This window comes from Planobispora longispora (assembly GCF_016863135.1).
GTDB classification, from domain to species: Bacteria; Actinomycetota; Actinomycetes; order Streptosporangiales; family Streptosporangiaceae; genus Planobispora; species Planobispora longispora.
In genome coordinates this window covers 452,946-478,398 of sequence record NZ_BOOH01000019.1, presented here as the reverse complement: position 1 = coordinate 478,398, position 25,453 = coordinate 452,946, and the positions used below count along the sequence as shown (strand labels likewise).

The following is a 25,453-nucleotide window of genomic DNA, read 5'->3' as shown; positions in this document are numbered from 1 at the left end:
GGCGTCAGATCCAGCCCTCCTCCCAGGCGCGGTGCGCGGCGGCGTGCCGCGAGCCGACGCCCAGCTTCGCCATGGCCGCGGACAGGTAGTTGCGCACCGTTCCCGGGGCGAGGTGGACCTGCGCGGAGATCTCGCTGATCGATGCGCCGGTCCGGCAGGCGCGCAGCACCTCCAGCTCCCGTTCGGTGAGCGGGCAGTCGTCTTCGGTCAGCGCGGAGGCGGCGATGTCGGGATCCACGTAGCGCCTCCCCCCGGCGACATCGCGGATGATCTCGGCGAGCCTGGCCGCGGGCGTCGTCTTGGGCACGAAGCCGCGCACCCCGGCGGCCAGGGCGCGCCGCAGCACGCCCGGCCGGGCGTGCCGGGTGACCAGGATGATCCGGGTGGGCAGCGCCGCGAGGATCTCCGCGGCGGCGTGCAGCCCGTCGGCGGGAGGCATCTCCAGGTCGAGTACGGCGAGGTCCGGCCGGTGCTCGCGCGCCAGCCGGACGGCGTCGGTCGAGGTGGACGCCTCCGCGACGACGGTCAGGTCGTCCTCCAGCTCCAGCAGCGCCGCCAGGGCGCTTCTCAGCATGTCCTCGTCGTCGGCGATCAGGAGCCGGATCATCCCGCGCCTCCTTCCGCTGTGTCGACCGGCAGCGAGGCGACGAGCTCGAACCGGTCCCCGTCACGTTTCCAGGTCAGTGTGCCGCCGGCCCCCTCCAGGCGTTCGGCCAGGGAGCGCAGCCCGGTGCCCGTGCCCTCGCGGGGCGGGACCGCGCCGTCGTTGCTCACCCGCAGGCGGACCATGCCGGCCGTGACCCGGTAGTCGGCCTCGGCGTGCCGCGCCCGGCTGTGGCGCAGCACGTTGGTGGTCGCCTCCCGCACCACCAGTCCCATCAGGTGCCGGCCGGTCTGCGGCAGCGGCCGCGCGGCGGCGCCGGGGTCCAGCTCCATGCGGGTGGTGATGTCCGCCGCGGTCAGCACCTTGACCGCGTTGGAGATCTCCTCCTCCACGGTCGTACGGCGGTAGCCTTGGACCACGGCGCGGGTGTCGCGGAGCGCGTCGGCGGACAGCCGCCGCACCTCCCTCATCTCCGCGGCGGCCCGTGCGGGGTCGGCCTCGACGAGCCGCGCGGCGAGCTCGCTCTTGAGTGAGATCACCTGCAGGTGGTGGCCCTGGATGTCGTGCAGCTCGGCGGCGAACCGCAGCCGCTCGTCCTTGACCGCCAGCTCCGCGGCCAGCCGGCGCGCCCGGTTCAGCCGCTCCGCGATGTCCCAGGCCCACAGCGTTCCCAGCGTCACCCAGGCGGTCATGGCCACCATCCCGGCCGGGAACGCCGCCGCGAACAGCCACCGCTCGCCGGAGGCCGCGCTGACCGCCGCCCCGGCCGCCGCGGCGGCGGCCACCGCGACGGTGATCAGCATCCGCCGTCGCCGCGGCGGCAGGAACGTCGCGGCGATCGACACGATCACGGCCGGCGCCGTCGGCCACTCGGGCCGGTGCGCGGACAGCGGCACCGCGCCGAGCACGGCCGCGGCCGCGCCCCCGGCGACCAGCCAGGCGACGGGGAGACCGCCGGGCGGGACGACGCGGACGGTCCCGGCGGGCACGTGCGGCAGGCGCCGGCTGAGCAGCGCCGCGCCGGCCACCACCGCGACGCCCAGCGCGGCGACGCCGAGGAGTCTGGTCCGGAGCGCGAGGTGCGGATCCAGGACCCACCGCCCGGCGATGAAGACCAGGAGGGACGCGAAGGTGACGGCGAGGCTCCACCACGTGTAGCGGCGGAGGTTCCCCAGCCCTGTCTCGCGCTCGATCGGCACGTCCGGCACGCGGTCATTGTCGCAGGGCGGCCACGCCGTGACACGCCGCCCGGCGCCGGGACCCGGCAGCGGACGGCAGGCGGCGGATGACAGATGTCACCTGATCCGGTGACGGATCCACGATCTTCCGTGAGGTACGGCACTGCTGCCGGGCCGCCCGCGCCGCGAGTCTGGAGGACATCGGCTCCGCGCTCGTCCGGCGCCGATCCCATGATCGAGAGGAAGGTCCGGTCCATGTCCGAAACCACATCCCCCCGGCGGCTGTGGACGGCCGTGCTGCGGCGCTGGCCCACCGCGCTGGCCGTCGGGCTGGAGATTCTGACCTTCGGCGGAGGAGCCACCGACCAGGGGGTCCTCTCCCTCTCCGAGGTCCTCCTGCTGCTCCCGCTGCTGTACCTGGTGGTCGCCAAGCTGCGGCGGCGCGAGGCGTCGTGGCCGGTGCTCCTGATCTGCGTCGCCCTGCTGATCGCGCTGCGCGTCCTGGACGTCATCGCCCCGGCCGCCGTCTTCGGCGGCGTGGCGATGGTGGTGCTGGTCTGGGGCGCCGTGGACGGGCAGCTGTACCGGTCGGGGCAGTTCAGGGTCCAGGCGCTCGGGATGCTGGGCTTCGGCGCGGTCGCGCTGGCGGGGCTGATCGTCGATCCGGAGCTGGGCCGCTACCTGGTGGCGGCCGGCTGGTTCTTCCACGGCGTCTGGGACTTCGTCCACCTCAAGCTCGACAAGGTCGTGTCCCGCTCCTACGCCGAGTGGTGCGGCGTCCTCGACATCCTGATCGCCGTACAGCTGGTGTTCATGCTGTGACCCGCGGGCTCGCCCGGCGGACGCCTTCCGGCGCCGGAGGCCGTCGGGGGGATCCGGATCCGGGCGGGTCAGGGGAGGGCGTCGAGGAAGGCCCGGACGTGGGGGCGGTGATCGCCCGCGCGCCAGGCGACGGCCAGCTCGGCCGGGGCGAGCCCGCCCACCGGCCGGTACACCACGCCCGGCCGCTTGTAGAGCGAGGCGTTTCCCTCCGCCAGCAGCGCGATCCCCAGACCGCTGGTGATCGCCTCGAAGGTCTCGTCGGCGGTGCTCGCCGTCACCGCGACGGCCGGGTCGTCGTCCCTGGCGTCGCGCCCCAGCCAGAAGTCCCGCAGCGGGCCCGCCTCGGCGGGCAGCGCGATGAACGGCTCGTCCCGCAGCTCGGCGAAGGGGATCTCCGCCCCGGCGGCCAGCGGGTGGGAGTCCGGCAGGGCGACGAACCTGCGTTCGACGGACAGCACGCGGGTCTCCAGGCCCGGCGCCGCGGGCAGCCAGACGAAGGCCACGTCGGAGGTGCCGTCGGCGAGCCCTCCGCTCGGGTCGGTCCAGGCGACCAGCCGCAGCGAGATCTCCCAGCCCGGCATCGCCTCCCGGAACCTCCGCAGGGCCTCCTGCTGGAGTCCCCGGCCCACGGCGGTCTGCATGCCGACGACCAGGGTGCCGCTGGGCGCCGCCGCCCGCGCGGCCTCGACCCCCTCGTTCCACCGTCCCAGCAGTTCGCGGGCGAACGGCAGCAGCGCCCGCCCCTGCCGGGTGAGGACCACCCCGCTGCGCACCCGTTCGAACAGCGGGAAGCCGAGCTGCCGCTCCAGGACCCTGAGCTGCTTGGACAGCGCGGGCTGCGAGACGAACAGCCGCTGGGCGGCGCGGGTGACGTTGAGGTCCTCGGCCACGGCGACGAAGTAGCGGAGCTCACGCAGGTGCACGTCCATAGCCAGTGGTTATCGCAGAAGGTCTTGGACGGCAAGGAGGGACGGATCACATGATCGACGTATGAAGACACGTGAACTCGGAAACCTGAAGGTCCCGGCGATCGGATTCGGCGCCATGGTGCTCTCCCCGGGCATGTACGGCGACATCGACGACGACCGCGCGGAACGGGCGATCGACGCGGCGCTCGACGCGGGCGCGGCCCATGTGGACACCAGCGACGCCTACGGCGCGGACGGGCACAACGAGCGCCTGGTCGGCCGGGCCGTCAAGGGGCGGCGCGAGGAGGTGGTCGTCGCCACGAAGTTCGGCCTGGCCGTACCGGACGGGGAGGACAGCAGGCCCTTCCCGGTCGGGTTCTCCTTCGGCGAGCTGAGGGTGAACGGCGAGCCCCGGCTGGTGCGGCGTTACGCGGAGCGGAGCCTGGCGAACCTGGGCCTCGACGTGATCGACCTGTACTACCTGCACTACCCGGACCCCGCGGTGCCGATCGAGGAGACCGTCGGGGCGATGGCCGAGCTGGCCGGCGACGGCCTGGTCAGGCATCTCGGGCTGTCCAACGTGACCGCCGGGCAGCTCAGGAGGGCGCACGCGGTGCACCCGATCGCGGCGGTGCAGAACGAGTGGTCGATGTGGCGGCCCATCGACGCGGACCTGCTCGCCGCCGCCCGCGAGCTGGGGGTGGGCGTCGTCGCCTGGAGCCCGCTGGGCAGCGGGTTCCTCACCGGGACCGTGGCAAGCCTGGACGAGGGCGACTTCCGGCACAACGCGCCGCGCTTCTCCGCGGAGAACCTCACCGCCAACAACGACCGGTACGCCCCGATCCGCGACCTGGCGGTCGAGCTGGGGATCACCCCGGCCCAGCTCGCGCTGGCCTGGCTGCTCCACCGGGACGAGCACGTCGTGGCGATCCCCGGCAGCCGTACGCCCGCCCACATCGAGGAGAACGCGGCGGCCGCGGACCTCACTCTGCACCCGGACACCCTCGCCCGGATCGGCCGGGCCCTCGCCAAGTTCGAGGTCACCGGCGGGACGCTGCTGTGAGGGCGCGCCCGGCGCGGTCCCGGCTCGGATAGAGGGCGGCGAGGCGGTGGGCGCTCTCCGCCATCGCCTCGCGCAGCTCGGCGGGCTCCAGGACCTCGACCTCGGCGCCGAACTTGAGGAACTCGGTCCGCGCGTGGATCGGCGACTCGATGGGCACGGTGGCGGTGACCCAGCCGAGGGCGTCGGGCGGGCCGGCCGTCTCGGCCACGGCGTCGACCACGGCCGAGCTCATCAGGTCGGGGAGGCGTTCCCGTCCGGCCGGCGAGATCCGGATCACCGCGTGGCCCCGGAACAGCCGGGACCGGAAGTCCGTCAGGTGCGCGCTCCAGTGCCCGGCCAGGTCGAAGCCGGCCGGGCGCTCGAACGTCTCGTCCGTCACCAGCAGGTCGAGGATCTGGTTGACCCGGTAGGTCCGCAGCGTGCCGTCGCAGCGGGCCACGAGGTACCACTTCCCGGCCTTGAGCACCAGCCCGTACGGCTCCAGCACCCTGGTGACCTCGCACGGCTCGGCCCACCGGCGGTAGAGCACGGTGATGACGCGCTTGTTCCAGACGGCGTCCGCCACCTGCGGGAGGAGCGGGACGCGGTCGCCGTCGTGGTACCAGCCGGGCGCGTCCAGGTGGAAGTGCTCCCGGACGCACCGGGACCCCTCGCGCAGGTCGGGCGGGAGCGCTGCCTCGATCTTGAGCTCGGCCGCGGCGGCCAGCGCGCCCAGGCCGAGTTCGGCGGCGGGGCCGGGCATCCCGGTGAGGAACACCGCCTGGGCCTCCTGGGCGGTCAGGCCGGTGAGGCGGGTGCGGAACCCGTCGAGGAGCTGGTAGCCGCCCCGGTGGCCGGCCTCGCCGTACATCGGGATGCCGGCGGTGTGCAGGGACTCGACGTCGCGGTAGATCGTGCGGACGCTGACCTCCAGCTCGTCGGCGAGCTGCCGGGCGGTCAGCCGGCCGCGGGACTGCAGCAGCAGGAGGATCGAGAGAAGCCGGGATGCTCGCATATCTGCTGACGATACGTGTCAGGGGAGGGGCCGTACGGTCCGGTCATGGCGTTCATCGAGAAGAACATGCGGCCACTCGCCCCGATCGTCGTGGGCGGCCGGCCGTACAAGCGTTATCACGTCGACCGGCCCGAGCGGCCGATCGAGCCGGAGGTCGAGAAGGCGGCCTACGAGTATCTGCCGGAGCTCGTGCCCGCGCCCGCCGACGACTCCCCGGCCGGCTGGATCGTCCTCCACCGGGGCGGGGACACCGGCGCCTACCTGCTCGTCTACACCTGGGCGTGGGACAACGTGGTGGAGGTGCGCACCGCCGCGGCCGGCCAGCCCGCCGTCGGCTGCCCCGACGAGGATCCCGCGCACTTCGTCCCCGAGACGCGGCGCTGGGCGGGGTGCGTGTGGGAACTGCCGGCCCTGGAGTACGAGCGGTCCGCCTGGGTCCGGCACATGTTCGTCAAGGACAGCCCGGACCTCGACGGCTACCTCGCCGACACGCGCCCCGAAGGCCTGGTGGGACTGTGAACGACTTCGACTTCTTCATCGGGACCTGGGACGTCGTCAACCGCAGGCTGCGCAAGCGCGACGCCGGGAGCGACGACTGGGAGGAGTTCCCCGGCCGGAGCGTCGCGCGCGGCTTCTTCGGCGGAGCGGGGAGCTTCGACGAGATCACCTTCCCGACCAAGGAGTTCGACGGCGCGACGGTCCGCGTCTACGACTCCGGGCGCGACGAGTGGTCCATCCACTGGATCAACAGCACGCGGGGTCTCGACCCGGTCCCGATGGTGGGCCGGTTCACCGACGGGGTGGGCACGTTCTACGCCGACGACACCGACGACGGCCGTCCCGTCCGGGTCCGGTTCGTCTGGACGGTCGCCACGCCGGAGTCGTGCCGCTGGGAGCAGGCGTTCTCCTACGACGGCGAGCGGACCTGGGAGACGAACTGGATCATGGACTTCACCAGGGTCTCCTGACGCCCGGCCGCGTCCGGCGGCCGGGCGGCGCGCCCCGGCGGTCCCGCGGGGAGCGCGGGCCGGGGTCACGCCCTGCCGTACCAGGTGACGGTGGCGCCGTTGCCGAAGGAGCGTGCCCGGACCGGGGTGAAGAGGGTGGGACGGAACTCCCCGGAGAAGGCGGGGACGCCGGTGCCCGCGACCACGGGGTAGCTCTTGACGATCAGCTCGTCGATCTCGGGGAGCAGGGAGCCGGCGAGCTTCCCGCCCCCGCACAGCCAGATGTCCATGCCGTCCTCCTCCTTCAGCCGCCGCACCAGCGCGACGGGGTCGCCCGGGACCAGCTCGACCCCGGGATCGGTGATCTCGGGGATCGAGGTGGAGACGACGTACTGCTTCAGATGCGCGTAGGGGCTGGTGACGTCGATGTCGAGCGCCGGCTGGTAGGTGCCGCGGCCCATCACCAGGGTGTCGAAGTGCTTGTTCGGCGCGTCGATGCCCAGGCGGGCGCGGATGTGGGTGGGGACGGTCTCCGGATAGTCGGCGGTGAACCAGGCCGCCATGTCGTCGCCCAGAGGGTAGAAGTCGATCTCGCCGCCGGGGCCGGCGATGTAGCCGTCGATGCTGACGCCCACGTAGTAGACGAGCTTTCGCATAAAACCACTCCGCTCAAAGTGCTTCGTTTGTAGTGATTAGGAATGTAGTACTACAAGTAGAGTGGTGTCAAAGGATCGCCTGTGATCGTGTACGGCTCCGCAGGAACGGGGCGCCCGCCGCGCCCCGCGAGGTCACTCCCCGGCGCGGGCGGCGAACAGGCGGCTCACCAGGTCGTGGAACTGGTCCCGCTCGGCGGCCGGGAGCGGCGAGAGAAGCTCTTCCTGGGCTTCGGCCAGGAGTCGCAGCGCCTCCGTGAGGGCGGCGGCGCCCTCGGCGGTGAGGATGACGACGTGCTTGCGGCGGTCGGTGGCGCTGCGCTCGCGGCGGGCGTGCCCGAGCCGCTCCAGGTCGTCCACCACGGCGACCATGGTCGTGCGGTCCATGCCGGTGAGCCGGCAGAGATCCTGCTGGGATGGGGTCCCGTCGTGGATGTGGCCCATCACCTTGACGTGCCTGCCGCGCAGGTTCAGGGGGATCAGGGCGTCGTCGAACAGCGCCGCCGCGGCGACGCCCAGCCTGACGAGCATGTAACCGGTGTGGGTGTCGATCCGGTCGCCGGCCCCTGTTCGCATGATCCCACTGTAGGCCCTTCGCGGGACGGAATAATCTCTATTACTGATAGTCAGCACTACTGATAACCGGCGAAGGTGCTCATGGAATCGATCGAGCCGATCGAGCCGCTCCTCGTCTTCCGGCGGGTTCGGGAAGGCCGGCCGGCCCGCTGCGCGGAGGGCGCCGTCATGTCGCCGCGGTGGGTCACTCCGCCCGGTCCGTACTCCGGCCGAGGTAGGTTAGCGGGCCGGGGTCGGGCACCGGGATCTCGTGGAAGCCGAGACGGCCGTAGAAGGCGCGGGCGGGGGTGTTGGCGGTGACCATGGCGAGGTGGACGGCCGGGACCCCCTTGCGGTGGAGCGCGTCCAGGAAGGCGTGCATCAGCTCCCGCCCGAGACCCTTGCGCTGGTACTCCGGGAGCAGGTCGATGTGGAGGTGGGCCGGGTACCCGGCGACCTCGGGGACGATCATGCGCTCCGGGCGGTACATCAGGTCGATCATCGACTCGCTGGGAGTGGCCGGCGGGCCGCTCAGTTCGGGGAAACGCTCTCTCATCCGGGGGAGCCACGACTCGCGCCAGGCCTCGACGAAGGCGGGGGTGTCGGCGGTGCCGAGGACGTAGCCGACCGCGCGCTCCCCGTCGTCGACGACGAAGGCCAGGTCCGGCTCCAGTTCGGCGTAGGGGGCGGCGAAGATGCTCGGCATCAGGTCGTGGTCGGGATAGATGTGCCGGGAGTCGCCGCCCTCGTGGGCGGTGCGCACGCAGATATCGTAGAGCGCGGCGCGGTCGTCGGGGCGATAGGGGCGGACGGTCGTCATGGAGTCATCATGCTTTACCTGAGAGCGCTCTCACAAGATTTTTATGGCGTCCGCCCGGCGGTTCTCGGCCGGAGGGACGGCCGCCCGCGGATCGGGGGCGGAGAGGGGTTATCTGCGCTGATTGCCGCTGTTACCCTTGCTCCGCATGATCGAGGTGGAGCTGCGCGGCTGGCGCCCCGACGACGTGCCCGTCGTGCTCGCGGCCTTCCGCGCGCCCGACATGGCCCGGCAGGCGGCCCGCCCGATCGACACACCCGCGGCGGCACTGGAGTGGATGGCCTTCTGGGGGTTCCGCGACGACGCGCGGGCCTTCGCGGTGGTGGTCGGCGGCGAGGTCGTCGGGAACGTCGCGGTGAGCAACATCGACGCACATGACACCGGCTGGGTGTCCTACTGGACCTCGTCGCACGCGCGGGGAAGGGGCGTCGCGGCGGCCGCCGCGATCAGACTGGCCGAGTGGGCCTTCAGGGAGCGGGGACTGTTCCGGCTGGAGCTCGGGCATCGCCTGGACAATCCGGCCTCCTGCGCGGTGGCGACCAGGGCCGGGTTCACGGTGGAGGGCGTCGAGCGGGCCAAGCTCAAGTACGGGGACGTCCGTCACGACGTGGAGCGCCACGCCCGCCTGGCCACCGACTGAGGGCGCTGCCGTCAAGCCGGAGAGGTCGCCGGGGAGTCTTGGGCCGGGGAGTCTTGGATCGGGGAGTCTTGGGCGGGGGAGTCTTGGATCAGAGAGTCTTGAGGCCGGCGAGGACGTCGCGGAGAAGATCCTCGCGAGGGGCGGTGACGGCGGCGGGGGGAGTGCGGACGGTCAGCAGCCCGGCCTCGAACAGGTCGCCCAGGAGCACCCGGACCACGCCGACGGCCATGCCCGCCCCCGAGGCCGCCTCGGCCACCGAGATCGGCCGGCGGCACACGCTCAGGACACGCAGGTGTTCGGGGGGCAGGTCCGGTGGCGCGGGCCCGGTCGCCACCACCGTGGCGATCAGGTCGAACCGGTCACTCGTGGGACGGGTCCGGCCCCGGGTGACGGTGTAGGGGCGGACGATCGGTCCGGCGTCCTGGTCGAGCCAGCGCTCCGTCATCGCTCACCGCCCTCCTCCTCACCACGGCGCCATCCCGCCCGGAACGACGTCAGCACGCTGCCCGGGACGACGGCCTCCACGCCGGCGGCGTTCCGGGTCCGCCGGGGCAGGCCGCCGGGCGCGGCCGGGGGCGGGACGGCCTCACCGGACGTGATCTGGGCCGGAGGGCGTTCGCCCGGGGCGACCTGCGTCGCGGAGATCCGCTGCGGTACGGCCTGCCGGGTGCGCTTGGGAAGGCCGCTGCCCGTGATGGTCTGCGTGACCTCGACCGAGGCGGGAGAGGAGGGAACCGTCAGCTCCGGCGGCTGGGACATCAGCTCGGCGGGGATGAACACGATCGCCGTGGTCCCGCCGTACGGCGAGGGCCGCAGGGAGACGCGGATGCCGTGGCGGGCGGCGAGCCTGCCGACCACGAACAGGCCCAGCCGGTCGCTGTCGGCCAGGTCGAACTCCGGCGGGTCGGCCAGCCGGGCGTTGTGGTGGTCCAGCTCGGCCGCGCTCATGCCGAGACCGCGGTCCTCCACCTCGATCGCGTAACCCCGGGCCACCGTCTCGCCGAACACGCGGACCGTCGTGGTGGGCGGGGAGAAGATCACGGCGTTCTCCACCAGCTCGGCGAGGAGGTGGATGACGTCGGTGGCGGCGGGGCCGACGAGCGCGGGCCCCTGCGGGACGGCGACCGTGACGCGGAGGTAGTCCTCGACCTCCTCGATGGCGGCGCGGACGACGTCGTAGACCGCGACCGGGACCCGCCAGCCGCGGCCCGGCGCCGATCCCGACAGGATGATCAGGCCCTCGGCGTGGCGGCGCATGCGGGTGGTCAGGTGGTCCAGGGCGAACAGCTCGTCGAGGGTCTCCGGGTCGCTGGCGCGGGACTCCATCGCCTCCAGCATGCTGAGCTGCCGGTGCAGGAGGGTCTGGCTGCGCCTGGCCAGGTTCACGAAGACCTTGTTGACCCCCTTGCGCATCTCCGCCTGGCCCACGGCCGCCTGGATGGCGGTGCGCTGGACCGAGGAGAACGCCTCGCCGACCTTCACGATCTCGGCTGTGCTGCCGTGGTTCAGGTCGGGGGTCTCGCCCTGGGGGCAGACGTCCTCTCCCTTGCTGAGGCGGGCGACCACACTCGGCAGGCGCCTGTCGGCGAGGTCGAGGGCCGTCTCCTGCAGGCTCACCAGCTCGGTGCCGATCCGGCGGCCGAACCGTACCGAGATGAAGATCGAGGCGGCGACCGCCACCAGGCCGAGCCCGCCCGCGATGCCGATCTGGACCAGGATGCCGGTGGCCAGGGGCTTGGAGCGGTCGGAGATGCGGCGGCTGACGTCACCGGCGATCCGGTCGAGGGAGTCCGCCAGCGCCGTGGCGGACGACGCCCAGGAGGCGTCGGGGCGGGAGGCCGTGGCGAAGGCGGCCTCGATCTGCTCGAACCCCCGGTAGTAGGGGGTGGTCGCGAGCTTGACGTAGGCGGCGCGGAGCTCCTGGTCGAGCTGCTTGACCCCGATGGAGTACAGGAGCTTGCGGGCCCCGGCCAGCTCGGCGAACACGGCCCGGTCGGCGTTCTCGATGGACTTGGCGGCCGTCACTCCGGCGATCAGGGCGGCCTGCTGGCTCAGCAGCTCGCGGCTGCGCCCCATGACGACGGCGGCCTTGGTCTGGGTGAGGAGCTCGTCGTCCTGGGCCAGGCGGATCCTGTCGTAGACGTCGAAGGCAGCGTCGATGATCGAGGAGTAGGCGTCGAGGGTCTGCCTGCGGCCGGCGGAGTGGCCGTCCACCTCGCTGCGGATCCCGGTGAGCCGGTCCGTCGCGGTCAGCAACCGGGTCACGGTGTCCTGGAAGGGGCCCGAGGTGCCGGCGAGGACATCCGCCGACAGCCGCGCCAGCTCGTTCCGCGCGGCGTTGGTCTTGACCCGCTGCACGTCCAGGGTCGTCCGGGAGAAGGCGGGATCGCCCAGCAGCTTCAGGGAGAGCAGCCGTTCGTGCTGGAGCGCGCTGGTCACCGCGCGGGTCGGGACGATGAGGCTGTCGTAGAGGTTGCTGATCCTCAGCAGGTCCAGACCGTTCTGCAGGGTGAGGGTCGCCGCGTAGCCCCAGATCGCCACAAGCGAGACGAGAGGTACCAGGAGCAGGGTGAATATCTTCACCTTGATCGAATGCTTGCGGCCAGCCATAGTACCTCGCATTGCGGATATGCGCGGTTAACAGTGGCGAAACCCTAGCAACGCCCAACGAATCAGACCAGAGAGGTGCACACTTAATTCGCGAAAGACCGAGAAAGGCTTTGTGTCCTCACGGTGATGCGGAACCGCCGGCCCCTCGGGCACGTCTGTAGATGACAAAAGGGGGAGGCGTCCATGGCGAAGGTCGCGGAACTGGTAGACGCGGAGCTCGGTCGCGCGGCGGAGACCGCCCTGGCGACGGGCGACGAGCTGGAACGCTCGGGAGCGGTGCAACTCGTCAGGTTCGGCCCGCTGCTGGTGATCGCCGAGGTGGGCGACGCCTCCGCGCGCGTGGAGTTCCGGGTGGCCGATGACCGCCTGGAGTGGTACTGCGCCTGCCCGGAGGGCAGGGAGGGCGCGTTCTGCGCCCACTGCGTGGCGGCCGCTCAGTCGGTCAGGAGGAGGACGGACAAGAAGGCCTCCTCCGGTGTGTCGTCGGTGACGGCCTCGGAGAGCACGGTCCGGATCGCCTCGTAGGCCGGACGGTCGGCGCCGCGCAGCACCGACGGATCCGACCAGACCAGGACGTGCTCGCCCGGCGGCAGCCACGACAGGTCGGTCAGGTAGTCGTAGAGCGCGTCGAGGTTGTGCCCGAAACAGTCGGGGAACGACAGGGCCTTGGCGATCGCGGTCATGGCCTCGGCCGACGTGGTGACCGTCGAGCCGTCGAACCGGTGGGGTGTTCCGGTGCGGAGCGTCTTCTCGAAGACCTCCATCGAGCCCCGCTCGAACATTCCCCTGGACAACATAGGCCACCCCCGCGTGGTTTCCCGTCGATGTCCGCAGGCTATCCGCGTGCGGATCAGGGAAAAGGTGGCACTCAGTAAAAACGGAAGAAAAAGACACTTGCCCCGATAATGGGTGGACAGTCGCTGTCTGGTTGTCAGACAATCCTTCCGTGTCTTCCATGAAGCTCGCCATCGTCGGAGCCGCCGTGCTCTGGGGCACCGCGGGAACCGCCGGACTGCTCGTCACCGGCGTCGACCCGATCTCGATCGCCGCGGCCCGGCTGGTGATCGGCGGTCTGGTGCTGGCCGTCGCGGCGGGCGCGGCCATCCGGGCGCTGCCCCGGCGGGGGCTGCTCGTGGCGGCCGCCGCGGGCGTGGCCGCCTACCAGCTCTGCTACTTCGCCGCGGTCAGCCGGACCGGTGTGGCCATCGGCACCGTGGTCGCCATCGGCAGCGGCCCGATCTTCACCGGGCTCCTGTCCTGGCTGGCCGACCGGGTGGCGCCCACCCGCCGCTGGGCCGGGGCGACCGCCGCCGCGGTCGCCGGCTGCGCCGTACTGACCGGAGGGGGCGGCGAGGCCCGCGCGGACGGGATCCTGCTGGCGCTCCTCGGCGGGCTGATCTACGCCGGCTACGCGGTGGCCGCGGCCAGGGTGATCGGTGCGGGAGCCTCCTCCGACGCGGTCATGGGCGCCATGTTCGGCGGAGCCGCGCTGCTGATGCTCCCGGTTCTGATCCACACCGGCGCCGGCTGGCTCGCCGACCCGCGCGGCCTGCTCGCCGCCCTCTACCTCGGCTGCGCCACCACCGCGCTGGCCTACTTCCTGTACGGCAGGGGCCTGCGCGCCACCCCGGTGGCGACCGCCGCCACCCTCGCCCTCGCCGAGCCCGCCGTCGCCACCCTGCTCGGCGTCGTCATCCTCGGGGAGGACCTGACCCCCCTGTCGGCCGCCGGGCTGCTGCTGATCGGCGGGAGCCTGGCCGCGGTCGCCCTGCCCGAACGCGCCGCCGTCAACACGGCGACCGCTCCCCTCAATAAGCTCCCCTCGTGACCATCCCGCTCCATCCCGTCTCCGCGGTCGCCGCCCTCGCCGACGCGCTCCGCAGCCGGATCCTCTCCGGCGAGATCGAGCCCGGCACGCCGCTGCCGGAGCAGGAGCTCTCCGCGGCCTACGGCGTGGCCCGCCCGACCGTCCGCGAGGCCCTGGCGGTCCTGGTCCACGAGGGGCTGCTCCGCAGGGAGCGGCACCGCAGCGCCCAGGTGGCCGAGGTCACCGTGGCGGACCTGGACGACCTGATGTTCGTCCGCCGCCCGCTGGAGGACCTGATGGCGACCGCCCTGGCCGGGCGGCGGGTCGCCGGGGCCGACGGGGCGCTGGCGCGGATGGGCGCGCTGCCCGCCGACGCTCCCTGGTCCGAGGCCGTCGCCGAGCACATGGCGCTGCACCAGGCGCTGATCGTCGCGGTTGGCAGCCCCCGGCTGGAGCGCCTCTACGCCAGCCTGGCCGCCGAGACCCAGCTCGGCCTGGTCCGGCTGCGCACCGTCTACCCCGACCGGGACGTCCTGGTGGCCGAGCACCGCGATCTGCTCGACGCGATCGCCCGGGGCCCGGCCGAGGCCGCCCGCCGCGCGGTGGCCGCCCATCTCGACCACGGCTGGGGCGACCGCTGAACGTCCGGACCGGTGGCCGGGATGCACGTTCGCCGACCTCCTTGCGTGGCTCTATTGCACGGGAAGCCCTTAAGTCGTCACAATCGCGGCCATGCACGGCAATTCCATGCCGGATACCTACGTGTACGTCACTGAGGAAGGCGTGACCCGCCACTACGCGGACGGCAGTGTCGACGCCCTCGCTTGGGAGGACGTCGTCGAGGTCCGGGTGGTGGGGGACGTCGCGGGTGAGAAGGACACAGAGATTCTGTACGTCCTGCTCGACCGCGACGGCCAGGGGTGCGTCGTGCCCAAGTCGGCGACCGATGGGGCGTTCCTCACCCGGCTCCGTTATCTCCCGGACTTCGACCTCGATCGGCTGATGGCGGCGGTGGACGTCGTCCGCGACTCCTACGTGGTCGTGTGGCGCAGTCCGGAGCCGCCCTCGGCCCTGCCGGATCTGGAATACGACTGAGAGCCGGGCCGAGGACCCGGCTCTCCCGCCGCCGGCGGCCGGGACCCGGCTAGGGATGCCGGTTCAGGTAAGGATCCCGGGCGGCGTTCGCGTATCCGCGCCAGCCCTCCGGGGTCAGCGCGTACTCCGCTGAAGGACGGTCGAAATAGAGAATCGCGCGAATCTTGGGCAGACGTTTGAGGTCGCCCGCCAGGTTCCGGAAGTAGGTCTCCTGGCACGCCTTGCCGAAACCGAGCTCCATGATGCCGTAGGCCTTGTTCCGGGCGCCCGGCCCCAGGAGCCCGGCCTCCAGGCGGGCGTAGAACCGGTTGAGGACCGCGTGGGCGGAGCCGTACGAGCACCCGTTGTCATAGGGGTCCCAGGAGATCCAGTCCACGTACGCGTCACCCGGGTAGGAGGCGGTGTAGATGGAGTCGTCGCCGGAGAACCCGCCGACCACGTAGTTCCACCGCACGTTGGTGACGCCCCTGGCGGCGAAGAGGTCGTGCACGTGCTGCCACATGCGCTTGTAGCCGGCCGTCCACGAGGTGCGCAGCTCGCGGTCGGTCATCCAGTCGACCTGCGTGTCGATCTCGCTGGAGAGGTCCAGGACGATCTCCCCGGGGAAGGCCTTCAGCCGGTCCGCCGCGGCGTTCAGCAGCGGGTCGAAACGCCCCTCGGCGACGTCGTCGGGCCGGATCCACTCGCCGGTGAAGTCCGGCGGGGTCTCGGAGTCGTCGAAGGTGGCGGGTTCCGGCAGCGCGTGCCCGTTGAAGCTCGACGGGCACGAGCCGAAGCAGCGCCCGTCGATCTGGAGGAACAGGATCCGGTCGCGGGCCAGTTCGACGTCCCTGGCGGTGGGCCAGATGAGGGTCTGCTCCGGGGCCGTCCCGGTGATCTGCGAGAGGCTGTAGTAACGCCGGAAGGCGTCGAAGCGGCGGGGCACCGTACGGTCGCCCAGCTCGTCGCCCTCGTAGGCGCCGACGTCGGCGTTGCCCGAGCGGTACAGGCCCCACCACGCGCCGCCGCAGGCGGGGGCCAGCCGGTCGTCCGGCCCCGCGGTCGCGTAACGCACCTCCAGCTCGGCGGGGTGGCCCGTGTCGCGGTCCTCCCTCGCCGCGAAGTCCACGGGTTCGGACGCCGCGTGGGCGACGGCGAAGGAGAACGTGCCGTTGCCGGTCACCGCCCGGGACACGTCGAAGACGGCCCAGCCCCCGGCGGGCAGGGAATCGGCGGCCGAGAGCGCCTCTCCCAGGGACGGCCTGTCCCGCCAGACCGTGTTCTCCCGCCACCGCGCGGCGTCCACGGTGTGGACGGTGGTCGCGGTGTCCGCGCCGGTGGCCGTGTGCGACCACAGCCGCAGGCGGGCCGTGACCGGGCAGGCGCCGGACGGCACACCGGTGATGGCGAACTTGACCAGGGCTTGACGTTCTTGACCGGGCGCGCCCGCCCGGAGCCGCGATTCCCCGCCCCGGGAGGCGGCCTCGTCGAGCGCGGTGACGTAGGTGTCCTCGACGGTCCTGGTCACCAGGGTTCCCGTCGTCACCGGCGCGGCCGTGCCGCCGGGCTCGGGCGATGTCCGTACGAGAACGAGGACGACTGCCGTGGCCAGGGCGATGACGATGGCGAAGGCGGCGAGGACGGGGCGGGAAACTACGCGCATCTCACTCTCATCGGGAGGCGGCGGGAAAGCCGGCCGGCCGGGAAGCGCCGACCATGCCCGCCCCCATCGTTCGCAAAGTAATAGTAGATCCTTTATGCGAACTATGGGGTTATTGTCATGTCATGTCCAGTATAGAGGTTAACATTTATTTACGTAATCATTGTGATCTATTAGGTCATGTGAGTCGGACCGGGCAATCGCGCCTGGCGTGATCTCTACGGCGGGTGGGACGGCTGTGCGCTACGAAATGAGCAGGGAGTCATGAGGACGGCGATGGTTGCCACGGCCGACGACCGTTCCCTGCCGGTGACTGGAACGTTCCCCCTGGTCGGCGACATGAACTGGGAAAAGGGCTACGTCCGCGGGAGCGTCCTGGGCGACACCGCCTGCGGTCTGCTGGTGTTCGCCGGGCTCATCGCCACGCGGACGGCGCTCGGCGGCTTCTACCTGCCCGAGCTGGCGCTCGGAGTGATGCTGACCGTGCTGTGGCCGGTCGCCGTCTCGATCGCGGGCGGCTACCAGGCGCACCGCGTCGGCGACGGGCCCGACGAGTACCGCGCGGTGCTCCAGGCCGCGGCCGCGCTGGCCTCCCTGGTCGCCATCATCGCCTACGCCACCCAGACGCCGATCGCCCGCAGCTACGTGATGGCCGGCTTCCCGCTGCTGGCCTTCGTCACCTTCTGCTTCCGGTACGGCTGGCGCAAGCGGCTGCACCGGCGCCGGGCGCAGGGCGAAGGGCTGCGCCGGGTGGTCGTCGTCGGCCACTCGGAGACGGTGGCGGAGCTGATCTCCCAGCTGCGCCGCGAGCGGTACCACGGGATGAGGGTCGTGGCCGCCTGCCTGCCGCCGTCTCCCGAGGGGCTCCCCGCGGACGTGGGAGGCGTCCCGGTGCTGGGCGACTTCACCGGCGTCGCCGAGGTGGTGGCCCGGGTCTCCGGAGACGCCGTCGCGGTGCTCGCCTGCCCCGAGCTCGACGGCGCGGCGCTGCGCAGGATGAGCTGGCAGCTCGCCGAGAGCGACACGGACCTCTACGTCGCCTCCGCGCTGATGGAGGTGGCGGGGCCCCGCACGAGCGTGCGCCCGGTGGCCGGCCTCCCCCTGCTGCACGTGGAGCACCCGGACCTGACCGGCCCCCGGCAGTTGGTCAAGAGCGCCTTCGACAAGGTCGCCGCCCTCGCGGTCCTGCTCGTCCTGTCCCCCCTGCTGATCGGGATCTACCTGGCCATCCGCACGACGAGCAGCGGGCCGGCGATCTTCACCCAGACCCGGGTCGGCAAGAACGGCCGGCAGTTCCGCGTCCTGAAGTTCAGGACCATGGTGGTCGGCGCCGAGCACATCCAGGCGGACCTGGGCACCGACGACGGCAACGGCGTCCTGTTCAAGCTCAGGAAGGACCCGCGTGTCACGCCGGTCGGCTCCTGGCTGCGCCGCTACTCCCTGGACGAGCTGCCCCAGCTCATGAACGTCCTCACCGGAGAGATGTCCCTGGTGGGGCCGCGTCCCCCGCTCCCGGCCGAGGTCGCGCAGTACGGCACCGACGTGCACCGCCGCCTGGTCGTCAAGCCGGGGATGACCGGGCTCTGGCAGGTCAGCGGCCGCTCCGACCTGTCCTGGGAGGAGTCGGTCCGGCTCGACCTGCGCTACGTCGAGAACTGGTCCCTCGCCCTGGACCTGCAGATCCTCTGGAAGACCTGGTCGGCGGTGATCCGGGGGACAGGCGCCTACTGAGCCGACCGGGCGGTCACCGCACACCATCGCACATCACCCGAATGGATTCCTTTTGCGCACGACGCTCGACGACGGTCCACACCCGGCCGTCGAGTCGTCCGAGGCCCTGCACACGCTGGTCACCCAGCTGTGGCAGCCGGCGGACGGCACGCCCACGATCCGCGCGACCCTCGACCGCGCTCCCGCCGGCCACAGGGTCGTCGAACGCTACGCGATCGTTCCCGATCCGGCCCGCGCCCGGTTCCTCGTCCCCCTGACCACCCGCGCGTCCGCGGCGGCCTCGGTCGGCCGGTACAACGGCCTGCGCCCGCTCCGGACCCGGGCGGCCCGGACCCTGCTCGGCCTCGGCTTCCGCAGCGGCCTCGCGCCGCTCCTCATGCGGCGCACCCTGGTGATCTCGGCCCCCGGGGACCTGCCCGACGCCTCGCTCGCCGACCACCTGCTGACCGCCCACCTCTCCGGGATCCTGGGCGGGCCGCTGGCCGCGGGCATCAGCGTGCGCGAGCCCGACCCCAACCTCAAGCCGATCCTGCAGCTCTTCCGCCCGGACGGGCAGCCCGCCGGCTTCGCCAAGATCGGCTGGAACGAGGCGACCCGGCGACTCGTCACCCGGGAGGCCCGGGCCACGGCGGCGGTGCGGCACGCCGTGCCGGCACGCCTGCCCGAACTCGTGCACCACGGATCGTGGCGGGGCCGGGAGGTCGTGGTCACCGCCCCGCTGCCGCCCGGCGTCCGGCGGCACCCCGACCCCGACCGGCCGCTCGACCCCCGCATCCCGCTGAGCATCGCCGAGAGCACCGGGATCAGCACCATGCCGCTGGCCGAGTCCGGCTACTGGCGCAGGCTCGCGGCCGAGGCCGGGGGGATGGCGGGTGAGACGCCCGCCGCGATCGTCGCCGCGATGCGCCGGATCGAGGCCGTCCACGGCCGGACCCGGGTGCGCTTCGGGCGCTGGCACGGCGACTGGACCCCGTGGAACCTCGGCTGGGACGGCCAGGACCTGTGGATCTGGGACTGGGAGCACAGCACCGCCGAGGTGCCCGTCGGGTTCGACCTGCTCCACTGGCGCTTCCAGGTCGCCGTCGCCATGCGGGACCTCCCGCTGGACGACGGCGTCGAGGCCGTCCGCGCCGCGGCCCGGGCCGAGCTGGGCGAGGCCGGTGTGCCGGCCGGTGACCGGGGGCTGCTCGCGGCCCTCTACCTGCTGGAGATGTTCGTGCGGACGTGCCGCCTCGAACAGGGGGGCGGGGGCTGGCACTCCCGGGTGTTCCCCGAGGCGATGCTCCCGATTCTGCGTGAGATGGAGACAATGGGATGAAAGTGCTCTTCGTGTGCTCGGGCGGAGGGCACCTGACCCAGCTGCACCGGCTCCGCGGCTGGTGGGGCGGGCACGAGCGGCACTGGGTGACTTTCAAGCAGCCCGACGCGCTCTCTCTGCTCGACGGCGAGAACGTCAGCTGGGCCTACCACCCGACGACCCGCAACATCCCCAACCTGATCCGCAACCTCGGCCTCGCGATCCGGCTGCTGCCCCGCTTCCGGCCGGACGTCGTCGTCAGCACCGGCGCGGGCGTGGCGTTCCCGTTCTTCCTGCTCGCCAAGCTCTTCCGGTGCCGCACGGTGTACCTGGAGGTCTACGACCGCATCGACTCGGGCACGTTGACCGGCCGGCTCTGCTACCCGCTGTCCGACCTGTTCCTGCTCCAGTGGCCCGAGCAGCAGAAGGTCTACCCCCGGGGCGTCGTGGTCGGACAGGTGCTGTGAGATGAGCGAGCGGATGAGAACGGACGACCGTCCCCTGGTGCTGGTCACGGTCGGCACCGACCACCACCCCTTCAACCGGCTCAGCGACTGGATCGAGCGCTGGCTGGCGAGCAGGGGCGACACGGTCCGCTGCGTGGTGCAGAACGGCACCTCCCACGCCGTGCGGGGCGCGGAGTGCCACACCATGCTGCCCCACGGCGAGCTGCGGAGCCTGATGGAGCAGGCCGCCGCCGTCGTCTGCCAGGGCGGCCCCGGCGGGATCACGGAGAGCAGGTCGGCCGGCCGGCTGCCCATCGTGGTGCCCCGCACCTCCCGCCTGGGCGAGCACGTCGACGACCACCAGATCCGCTTCACCCAGGTCATGGCGGCCAGCGGCCGTATCGCCCTGGCCGGCTCGGCCGAGGAACTCACCGCCCACCTCGACACCGCGCTCGCCGACCCCTCCCGGTACCGCGTGGTCCCGGACAGCGGCACCAGCCCGGTGGCGACGACCCTCCTGTTCGGCAAACTCGTCGGCGACCTGGTCTCCCGCCCCCGCGGGATGGACCGCCTCAGGCGCGGCTGAGAACCACCCGGCACCGGTGCCGGTACGGCACGCACCCGGGCTGAAGGCCCGGCGCCGGTACGGCGGGAGGTGGTGCGGTGGTGTCCGGCGCCGCTGTACGGCGTGTCACCCGGGTTTCGGGGAGGCGGGTCCGGGGTGGTCGGGGCGGGTCCGGGGTGGGGTCTGCTGTTGTGGGTCATGGTCGCGCTGTGCGGGCGGATGTTCCAGCCGGCCGTCGGGGTTCTGTCTGGTTGTTCAGGCCTCCGGCCTGGCGGGCGCGTGGGGTCCTGGCCGGTTTTTACGCCGGCTGGAACATCCGCCCGCGCCGCGCTCCTGGTTGCCCGCCGTAGGGGGTGCGGGCCGTATGGATGCGGTCCCGCCCCGGACGACCGTGGTCCTCGCCGTCGCTGACGCGTACGTTCAGGACCGTTCAGGGCTGGTCGCCGTTGCCTGCGGCCATGCCCGCGGGAAGGAGCTCAGGGCTGCTCGCCGTAGTTGCGCCGAATGGAGAAGCGCACACGGACGTTCCAGGACACTGATGGTCCAGCCGCATCTCTCATCGGGCTTGACCTCAAGGAAGCTTGAGGTATCAGGCTGGCCTCATGAATACGACACTGATCGATGAGCAGACGCGCGAAGCTGAGATCGAGGCCATCAAGCAGGTGGTCGCTTCAGTTGAGCACTCCCAGCAGAATGAGCTCCCCGACGAGTTCGTCGGCCTGTTCCGGTCCGATGCGATCTGGACCACGGGCCACGGCAAGCGCCTCTTCGGCCGAGATGAGATCTCGGCGTTCACCCACAGAGTGCTTCCTGGTGCGATGAAGGACTCGACGGCCACCTATGAGGTCGAACACGTGCTGTTCATCCGTTCCGATGTCGCCGCCGTCAAGGTGCGTCAGCGGTACACGACGCTCAGCGATCAGTCGGTCGAGAGCGTGGGGAGCCCGCTGTACGTCATGTCCAAGGAGGACGGCCGCTGGCGCTTGGTCGCCTGCCAGAACACCGAGGTGCTCGACAGCTGACCATCAGACGCCGGGACGGTGCCCCGCCCGTGGAGACGCGCCCGGGACGGGGCTCCCAGCTCGGCACCTTGCCCGTCCCAGGATCGGGCGCAATCGGAGGATCGCTGACGCTCGCCGGTGACTGGATCGGCGCGTTCGTCGTTGACCCGAGGCGCGTGGACCTCGATCACGCCGGCCGCGGTCAGGATCTCGCACAGGGCGTGGGAGCCGTTGCGCACCACCAGGCGGCGACCGCCTGCGTCACGCCCATCGGCAAAAGCGGCGAGGTAGGCGCCCACCTCGACCGGCAGGGCAGCGGCCGGCATGCGACGGGCGCCCTCACGGACGATCTGATCGATCAGCGCGGCCGAGTCGATTGTCGGATGACTGTCGTCGGCAGGGAGATCAGGAACTACGGTAAGCGGCACGGGCGTGCCTTCCTGACCGACGTGGCAACGTCGGCCTTATCTCGAAACCTTCATCGGGTGATCCGGAAAAGTACACCCCGTCCGGTGATCCACAGGTTTCGATCATTACGCGGGTCGCTACGGCGAGCAGCCCTGAGCTCCTTCCCGTCAGGATGGCCGCAGGCAACGGCGACCAGCCCTGAACGGCGCCGCGTGTGCGCTTCAGCGACGGCGAGGACCACGGTCGTCCGGGACAGGGCCGCATCCATACGGCCCGCACCCGCTACGGCGAAGCATGAGGAGTGCGGCGCGGGCGGATGTTCCAGCCGGCGTAGAAACGGGCCGGCAACCCCGCGCGCCCGCCAGGCCGGAGGCCTGAACAACCAGACAGAACCCCGACGGCCGGCTGGAACATCCGCCCGCACAGCGCGACCATGACCCACAACAGCAGACCCCACCCCGGACCCGCCCCGACCACCCCGGACCCGCCTCCCCGAAGCCCGGGTGACACGCCGTACAGCGGCGCCGGACACCACCGCGCCACCTCTCGCCGTACCGGCGCCGGGCTTTCGGCCCGGGTGCGTGCCGTACCGGCACCGGCCAACCCGCCGTACCGGCACCAACCCGCCGTACCGGCACAACCGCCATACGCGAAGACGCCCGGCCGGGGACCCGGCCGGGCGTCTTCGTGGGGGAGTCGGTTACTTCACGGTCGCGTCGACGGTCAGCGCGAAGCTGAGGTCGGCGCTCCACTTGTCGTACTGGTGCATCTCCACCGCGATCGTGTTGGTCCCGGCGACCAGGACGTCGGCGGGGACGGTGAAGCGGACGGGGGTCCGCTCCTCGGCGTTGGTGGAGTAGCCGACCAGGGCGGTCGTGTCCGGGGTGATCGCGCCCTCGGGGAGGTTGGCCCGGCCGACCTCGGTCCCGTTGATGTAGACCACGGCGCCGTCGTCGCGGACGAGGTCGATCAGCAGGTTCTTGTAGGCGGCCGGGTCGGTGACCTTCAGCGTGGTGCGGAAGTAGGCGGTCACGTGCCGGGGCGTGGTGCCCGCGGGCAGCAGGGTCGCCTCGTCGCCGTCGCCGTAGCCGAGCTCGCCGGGGCCGGCGGACCAGGCGGAGTCGTCGAAGGCCGGGGCGGTCCAGGTCGCGCCCGGGTTCGTCCCGTCGTAGCGCCACTTCCAGGTCGCGCCCTTGGCCAGCAGGTTCGCGGTGTTGACGGGGCCGTCCACGGGGAGCGCGGCGGTGCTCGCCGAGCGGTTGCCGGCGTCGTCCACGGCCCGGACCCAGTACTTGGCGGCGCCCGAGGCGGTCGTGTCTGTGTAGGACGCGGTGGTCGTGGTGGCGATCACCCGGTCGTCGCGCAGCACCTCGTACTTGACCGAGCCGGAGTTGTCGGACGCGGCGGACCAGGCGAGCTGGTTGCCGCCGGCGGTCCCGGCCAGGCGCAGGCCGGACGGGGCGGACGGGGCCTTGGAGTCCGTGGAGCACAGCCGGCCGAAGCCGCCCAGCCACTGGTAGGAGGAGGTGGCGCTGTTCCAGGAGCCGCGGTTCATGTCGCCGCCGAACCACAGGCAGCCGTTGTCGTCGGTGGTCATGGCCCAGGGGCCGTCACCGCGGCGCGAGTCGATCGACGGGGCGAAGTTCGGCAGGTACTTGCCGGTCTTGGCGTCCCAGGCGCCGATCCAGACGATCTGGTGCACGTTCGACCAGCCGGTCGGGCTCTCCCAGCTGGAGGCGCCGTTGTAGACGAACTCCGGGCAGTGGCAGGAGCCGTAGATGATGCCGTCCTTGATGACGGACGCCTGGATGTCGCCGCCCTTCTTGGTGATGTGGCCGGCGACCTTGGTCAGGTCGTCGCGGGTGTAGAGCTGGAAGTCGTGCTGGGAGCCGCCCATCCAGACGCCGTTGCCGTACTCGGCGACCGACTGGCGGTAGTCGCGGTTGGCGGTGGGGGTGCTCGGCTTCCACTCGCCCAGGCCGGGGACCAGCGCGGCCGGGGCGGCGGTGGTGAGCACGGCGAAGCTGTTGGCGGGCTTGTCGTTGACGTTCTCGAAGAAGCCGCCGAAGTAGACGCGGTCGCCCTTCTCGCTGGCGTCGACGTCGACCACGGGCAGGTCGAAGCGGGGGGTCCAGGTCTCGTCGGGACGTCCGTCGGTCACCCGCACGCGGGCTCCCATGACGGACCAGACCTTGGCGGAGAGCGGGTTGCCGCCGCTGACGTGGTTGAAGGCGCCGCCGACGTACAGCCAGCCGTCCTGCGTGTCGAGGGCCTTGACCTTGACGGGGAGGCCGCTCGCGCGGGTGAACGTGGTCCGCCAGCCGGGGACGACCTTGCCGGTCGCGGGGTCGAGGGCGGCCATGCCGGCGGTGTTCGGCTCACCGTCGACGTTCGTGAACTCGCCCGCGATGATGATCTTGTTGCCCAGCGGCTCGATGTCCCACACCTGGCCGTCGAGCTTGGGCAGGAACGTGGAGCGCCACTCGCCGCTCTTGGCGTCGAAGGCGGCCAGGTACGGCTGCTCGGTCTTCGTGCCGGAGGCGCCCTGCTGGACGTACCGGAACCTGCCGCCCACGTAGAGGGTGCCGTTCAGCACGCTGAGGGCCTGGACCTCGAGGAACTCCTCGCCGGTGCCGGTGCCCATCACGCCGGTCACGCCCCAGGGCAGGGGGGTGGTCTGGTTGGAGACCAGCGGGGTCACCGTGGAGGCGGGGGTGCCGGCGTCGGGGATGTCGCCGTACGAGACGCTGGTGATCTTCGGGCGGATGAAGACCTGGGTGAACGGGATCGGGCTGCCCTCGGTGCCGTTCTGCCACAGGTAGCTGGTGGAGCCGGTGGAGCCGCCGCTCTGGCCGGCTCCGTAGCTGAAGCCCTTCTGCCAGCCGTGGCTCTGCCACTCGTAGGTGAAGACGCGGCGCGACCCGCTGTTGTTGTTCCAGTCGCGGGTGTTGCCGCCGGCGTAGGCGGTGCCGTCCACGATCACGGAGGAGAGGGGGTGGGAGAAGGTGGGGCCGGCGTCGAAGGTCCAGGACCAGTCGTCGCGGTCCTTGAACTTCCAGCGCATCTCCTGCCAGGAGGTGCCGGTCGCGTTGGCGGCGCGGCGCAGTCGCACGCCGTCGGCGAGGGCGTCCACCCGGCCGCCGTTCAGCAGCGCGTTGACGGTGTCGCCGGGGAGGGCGGCGGGCGCGAACGCGGCGGTTCCGGTGGGGGTGTTGCGGACGTTGCCGGCGGTGCGCTGGCCGGGGTGGTGGAACGTCCAGCCCTCGCGGCCCCGGCCGATGAGCACCCAGCCGCCGCCGTCGGTCGTCATGTCGCAGTAGAACTGCTGCGGGGCGACGAGCTTGGGCGTCTGCAGCCAGTAGACGCCGTCGGCGCTGCTCGGGTGGGCCTGCTTGATCGCCCAGCAGGACGGCGCGGCCTTGGCCGAGGTGGTTCCGTCAGGGGCTGCTGACGTCGTGATGCGCGCGGATGCCGATGGCGCGGTGACGACGGCGGCGCTGCCGAGCAGGGCGGCGAGCGCCAGGGCCGTCGTGGCGCGGCGTGGAGATGACATGCGCTCCTCCCGGGGGACGCGGGTGTTGCAGTGGTCGCCCGGACAGAAGCTGGTGACGGGCGTGAGGCCCCTCAGAGCCAGATCTGGACACCAAAATATCCGGTTTAGGATGGAACGGTC

Annotated in this window: 26 protein-coding genes; 14 read left to right on the top strand and 12 right to left on the bottom strand. The window is 71.8% G+C overall.

The features are described 5' to 3' along the window. Positions 1-4 precede the first annotated feature (4 nt). Both Plo01_RS13395 and Plo01_RS13390 read right to left on the bottom strand, forming a co-directional pair. A complete protein-coding gene (locus tag Plo01_RS13395; protein WP_203890862.1) occupies positions 5-607 on the bottom strand; it encodes a response regulator transcription factor in 603 nt (200 codons plus the stop codon). Further along, complete coding sequence (locus tag Plo01_RS13390; protein ID WP_239316230.1) at positions 604-1,812, bottom strand: sensor histidine kinase; 1,209 nt, start codon at positions 1,810-1,812, stop codon at positions 604-606. The genes Plo01_RS13395 and Plo01_RS13390 overlap by 4 nt, the downstream gene beginning before the upstream one ends. 225 nt (positions 1,813-2,037) lie before the next feature. Here Plo01_RS13390 and Plo01_RS13385 point away from each other — a divergent pair, with 225 nt between their 5' ends. Continuing rightward, entirely contained in the window at positions 2,038-2,604 is a 567-nt protein-coding gene (locus Plo01_RS13385; protein ID WP_239316228.1) for a hypothetical protein, read from the top strand. Between the two features lie 68 nt (positions 2,605-2,672). On the opposite strand, the gene Plo01_RS13380 is transcribed toward Plo01_RS13385, so the two are convergent. Further along, positions 2,673-3,533 (bottom strand): LysR family transcriptional regulator, encoded by an 861-nt coding sequence (locus tag Plo01_RS13380; RefSeq protein ID WP_203890860.1) that lies wholly within the window; start codon positions 3,531-3,533, stop codon positions 2,673-2,675. Positions 3,534-3,594: 61 nt separating this feature from the next. Between Plo01_RS13380 and Plo01_RS13375 the strand changes: the two genes are divergently transcribed. Then, entirely contained in the window at positions 3,595-4,575 is a 981-nt protein-coding gene (locus Plo01_RS13375; RefSeq protein ID WP_239316226.1) for an aldo/keto reductase, read from the top strand. Here Plo01_RS13375 and Plo01_RS13370 read toward each other — a convergent pair. After that, positions 4,553-5,569: a helix-turn-helix transcriptional regulator gene (locus tag Plo01_RS13370; protein WP_203890859.1), complete on the bottom strand. Its 1,017-nt coding sequence runs from the start codon at positions 5,567-5,569 to the stop codon at positions 4,553-4,555. The two genes, Plo01_RS13375 and Plo01_RS13370, sit on opposite strands and share 23 nt — an antisense overlap. Before the next feature lie 45 nt (positions 5,570-5,614). On the opposite strand from Plo01_RS13370, the gene Plo01_RS13365 reads away from it, so the two are divergent. Then, the gene (locus Plo01_RS13365; RefSeq protein ID WP_203890858.1) at positions 5,615-6,088 is read left to right on the top strand and encodes a hypothetical protein; all 474 of its coding nucleotides are present in this window, start codon (positions 5,615-5,617) and stop codon (positions 6,086-6,088) included. Next, complete coding sequence (locus Plo01_RS13360; protein WP_203890857.1) at positions 6,085-6,537, top strand: hypothetical protein; 453 nt, start codon at positions 6,085-6,087, stop codon at positions 6,535-6,537. The genes Plo01_RS13365 and Plo01_RS13360 overlap by 4 nt, the downstream gene beginning before the upstream one ends. A 65-nt stretch (positions 6,538-6,602) precedes the next feature. Here the strand turns inward: Plo01_RS13360 and Plo01_RS13355 are convergent, their stop codons facing one another. The 3 genes from Plo01_RS13355 to Plo01_RS13345 all read right to left on the bottom strand — a co-directional run bounded on the left by Plo01_RS13355 (position 6,603) and on the right by Plo01_RS13345 (position 8,544). Continuing rightward, entirely contained in the window at positions 6,603-7,172 is a 570-nt protein-coding gene (locus Plo01_RS13355; RefSeq protein ID WP_203890856.1) for a dihydrofolate reductase family protein, read from the bottom strand. Positions 7,173-7,304: 132 nt separating this feature from the next. Then, a complete protein-coding gene (locus tag Plo01_RS13350) occupies positions 7,305-7,745 on the bottom strand; it encodes a MarR family winged helix-turn-helix transcriptional regulator (protein ID WP_203890855.1) in 441 nt (146 codons plus the stop codon). Positions 7,746-7,929: 184 nt separating this feature from the next. After that, positions 7,930-8,544, bottom strand: a complete 615-nt coding sequence (locus tag Plo01_RS13345; RefSeq protein ID WP_203890854.1) for a GNAT family N-acetyltransferase — start codon at positions 8,542-8,544, stop codon at positions 7,930-7,932. A 145-nt stretch (positions 8,545-8,689) separates the two neighbouring features. On the opposite strand from Plo01_RS13345, the gene Plo01_RS13340 reads away from it, so the two are divergent. Then, positions 8,690-9,181: a GNAT family N-acetyltransferase gene (locus tag Plo01_RS13340; RefSeq protein ID WP_203890853.1), complete on the top strand. Its 492-nt coding sequence runs from the start codon at positions 8,690-8,692 to the stop codon at positions 9,179-9,181. An 88-nt stretch (positions 9,182-9,269) separates the two neighbouring features. Here Plo01_RS13340 and Plo01_RS13335 read toward each other — a convergent pair whose 3' ends face one another. Continuing rightward, positions 9,270-9,626 (bottom strand): DUF742 domain-containing protein, encoded by a 357-nt coding sequence (locus Plo01_RS13335; protein WP_203890852.1) that lies wholly within the window; start codon positions 9,624-9,626, stop codon positions 9,270-9,272. Further along, positions 9,623-11,791 (bottom strand): sensor histidine kinase, encoded by a 2,169-nt coding sequence (locus Plo01_RS13330; RefSeq protein ID WP_203890851.1) that lies wholly within the window; start codon positions 11,789-11,791, stop codon positions 9,623-9,625. Before Plo01_RS13330 ends, Plo01_RS13335 begins: the two co-directional genes overlap by 4 nt. Before the next feature lie 183 nt (positions 11,792-11,974). Between Plo01_RS13330 and Plo01_RS13325 the strand changes: the two genes are divergently transcribed. Then, positions 11,975-12,316, top strand: coding sequence for a hypothetical protein (locus tag Plo01_RS13325; RefSeq protein WP_203890850.1), 342 nt, complete (start codon positions 11,975-11,977; stop codon positions 12,314-12,316). On the opposite strand, the gene Plo01_RS13320 is transcribed toward Plo01_RS13325, so the two are convergent. Next, positions 12,226-12,573 (bottom strand): barstar family protein, encoded by a 348-nt coding sequence (locus Plo01_RS13320; protein ID WP_203890849.1) that lies wholly within the window; start codon positions 12,571-12,573, stop codon positions 12,226-12,228. The genes Plo01_RS13325 and Plo01_RS13320 overlap by 91 nt on opposite strands. A gap of 173 nt (positions 12,574-12,746) precedes the next feature. Between Plo01_RS13320 and Plo01_RS13315 the strand changes: the two genes are divergently transcribed. The 3 genes from Plo01_RS13315 (at position 12,747) to Plo01_RS13305 (ending at position 14,693) form a co-directional block, all read left to right on the top strand. After that, positions 12,747-13,619, top strand: a complete 873-nt coding sequence (locus Plo01_RS13315) for a DMT family transporter (RefSeq protein ID WP_203890951.1) — start codon at positions 12,747-12,749, stop codon at positions 13,617-13,619. After that, the gene (locus Plo01_RS13310; protein ID WP_203890848.1) at positions 13,616-14,239 is read left to right on the top strand and encodes a GntR family transcriptional regulator; all 624 of its coding nucleotides are present in this window, start codon (positions 13,616-13,618) and stop codon (positions 14,237-14,239) included. The genes Plo01_RS13315 and Plo01_RS13310 overlap by 4 nt, the downstream gene beginning before the upstream one ends. A gap of 91 nt (positions 14,240-14,330) precedes the next feature. Beyond that, a complete protein-coding gene (locus Plo01_RS13305; RefSeq protein ID WP_203890847.1) occupies positions 14,331-14,693 on the top strand; it encodes a hypothetical protein in 363 nt (120 codons plus the stop codon). Positions 14,694-14,742: 49 nt separating this feature from the next. On the opposite strand, the gene Plo01_RS13300 is transcribed toward Plo01_RS13305, so the two are convergent. After that, on the bottom strand, positions 14,743-16,335 hold the full coding sequence (locus Plo01_RS13300; RefSeq protein ID WP_203890846.1) for a CBM96 family carbohydrate-binding protein: 1,593 nt from the start codon (positions 16,333-16,335) through the stop codon (positions 14,743-14,745). 336 nt (positions 16,336-16,671) lie between these two features. Here Plo01_RS13300 and Plo01_RS13295 point away from each other — a divergent pair, with 336 nt between their 5' ends. From Plo01_RS13295 to Plo01_RS13275, 5 genes are all read left to right on the top strand, one after another. After that, positions 16,672-18,063, top strand: a complete 1,392-nt coding sequence (locus tag Plo01_RS13295) for a sugar transferase (protein ID WP_373871686.1) — start codon at positions 16,672-16,674, stop codon at positions 18,061-18,063. Positions 18,064-18,115: 52 nt separating this feature from the next. After that, positions 18,116-19,381: a hypothetical protein gene (locus Plo01_RS13290; RefSeq protein ID WP_203890844.1), complete on the top strand. Its 1,266-nt coding sequence runs from the start codon at positions 18,116-18,118 to the stop codon at positions 19,379-19,381. Beyond that, on the top strand, positions 19,378-19,827 hold the full coding sequence (pssD, locus tag Plo01_RS13285) for a PssD/Cps14F family polysaccharide biosynthesis glycosyltransferase (protein WP_203890843.1): 450 nt from the start codon (positions 19,378-19,380) through the stop codon (positions 19,825-19,827). The genes Plo01_RS13290 and pssD overlap by 4 nt, the downstream gene beginning before the upstream one ends. Positions 19,828-19,840: 13 nt before the next feature. Then, on the top strand, positions 19,841-20,392 hold the full coding sequence (locus tag Plo01_RS13280; protein ID WP_203890842.1) for a glycosyltransferase: 552 nt from the start codon (positions 19,841-19,843) through the stop codon (positions 20,390-20,392). 581 nt (positions 20,393-20,973) lie between these two features. After that, entirely contained in the window at positions 20,974-21,393 is a 420-nt protein-coding gene (locus tag Plo01_RS13275; protein WP_203890841.1) for an SgcJ/EcaC family oxidoreductase, read from the top strand. A 1,087-nt stretch (positions 21,394-22,480) separates the two neighbouring features. Here Plo01_RS13275 and Plo01_RS13270 read toward each other — a convergent pair. Next, positions 22,481-25,333 (bottom strand): fibrinogen-like YCDxxxxGGGW domain-containing protein, encoded by a 2,853-nt coding sequence (locus tag Plo01_RS13270; protein WP_203890840.1) that lies wholly within the window; start codon positions 25,331-25,333, stop codon positions 22,481-22,483. Positions 25,334-25,453 lie beyond the last annotated feature (120 nt).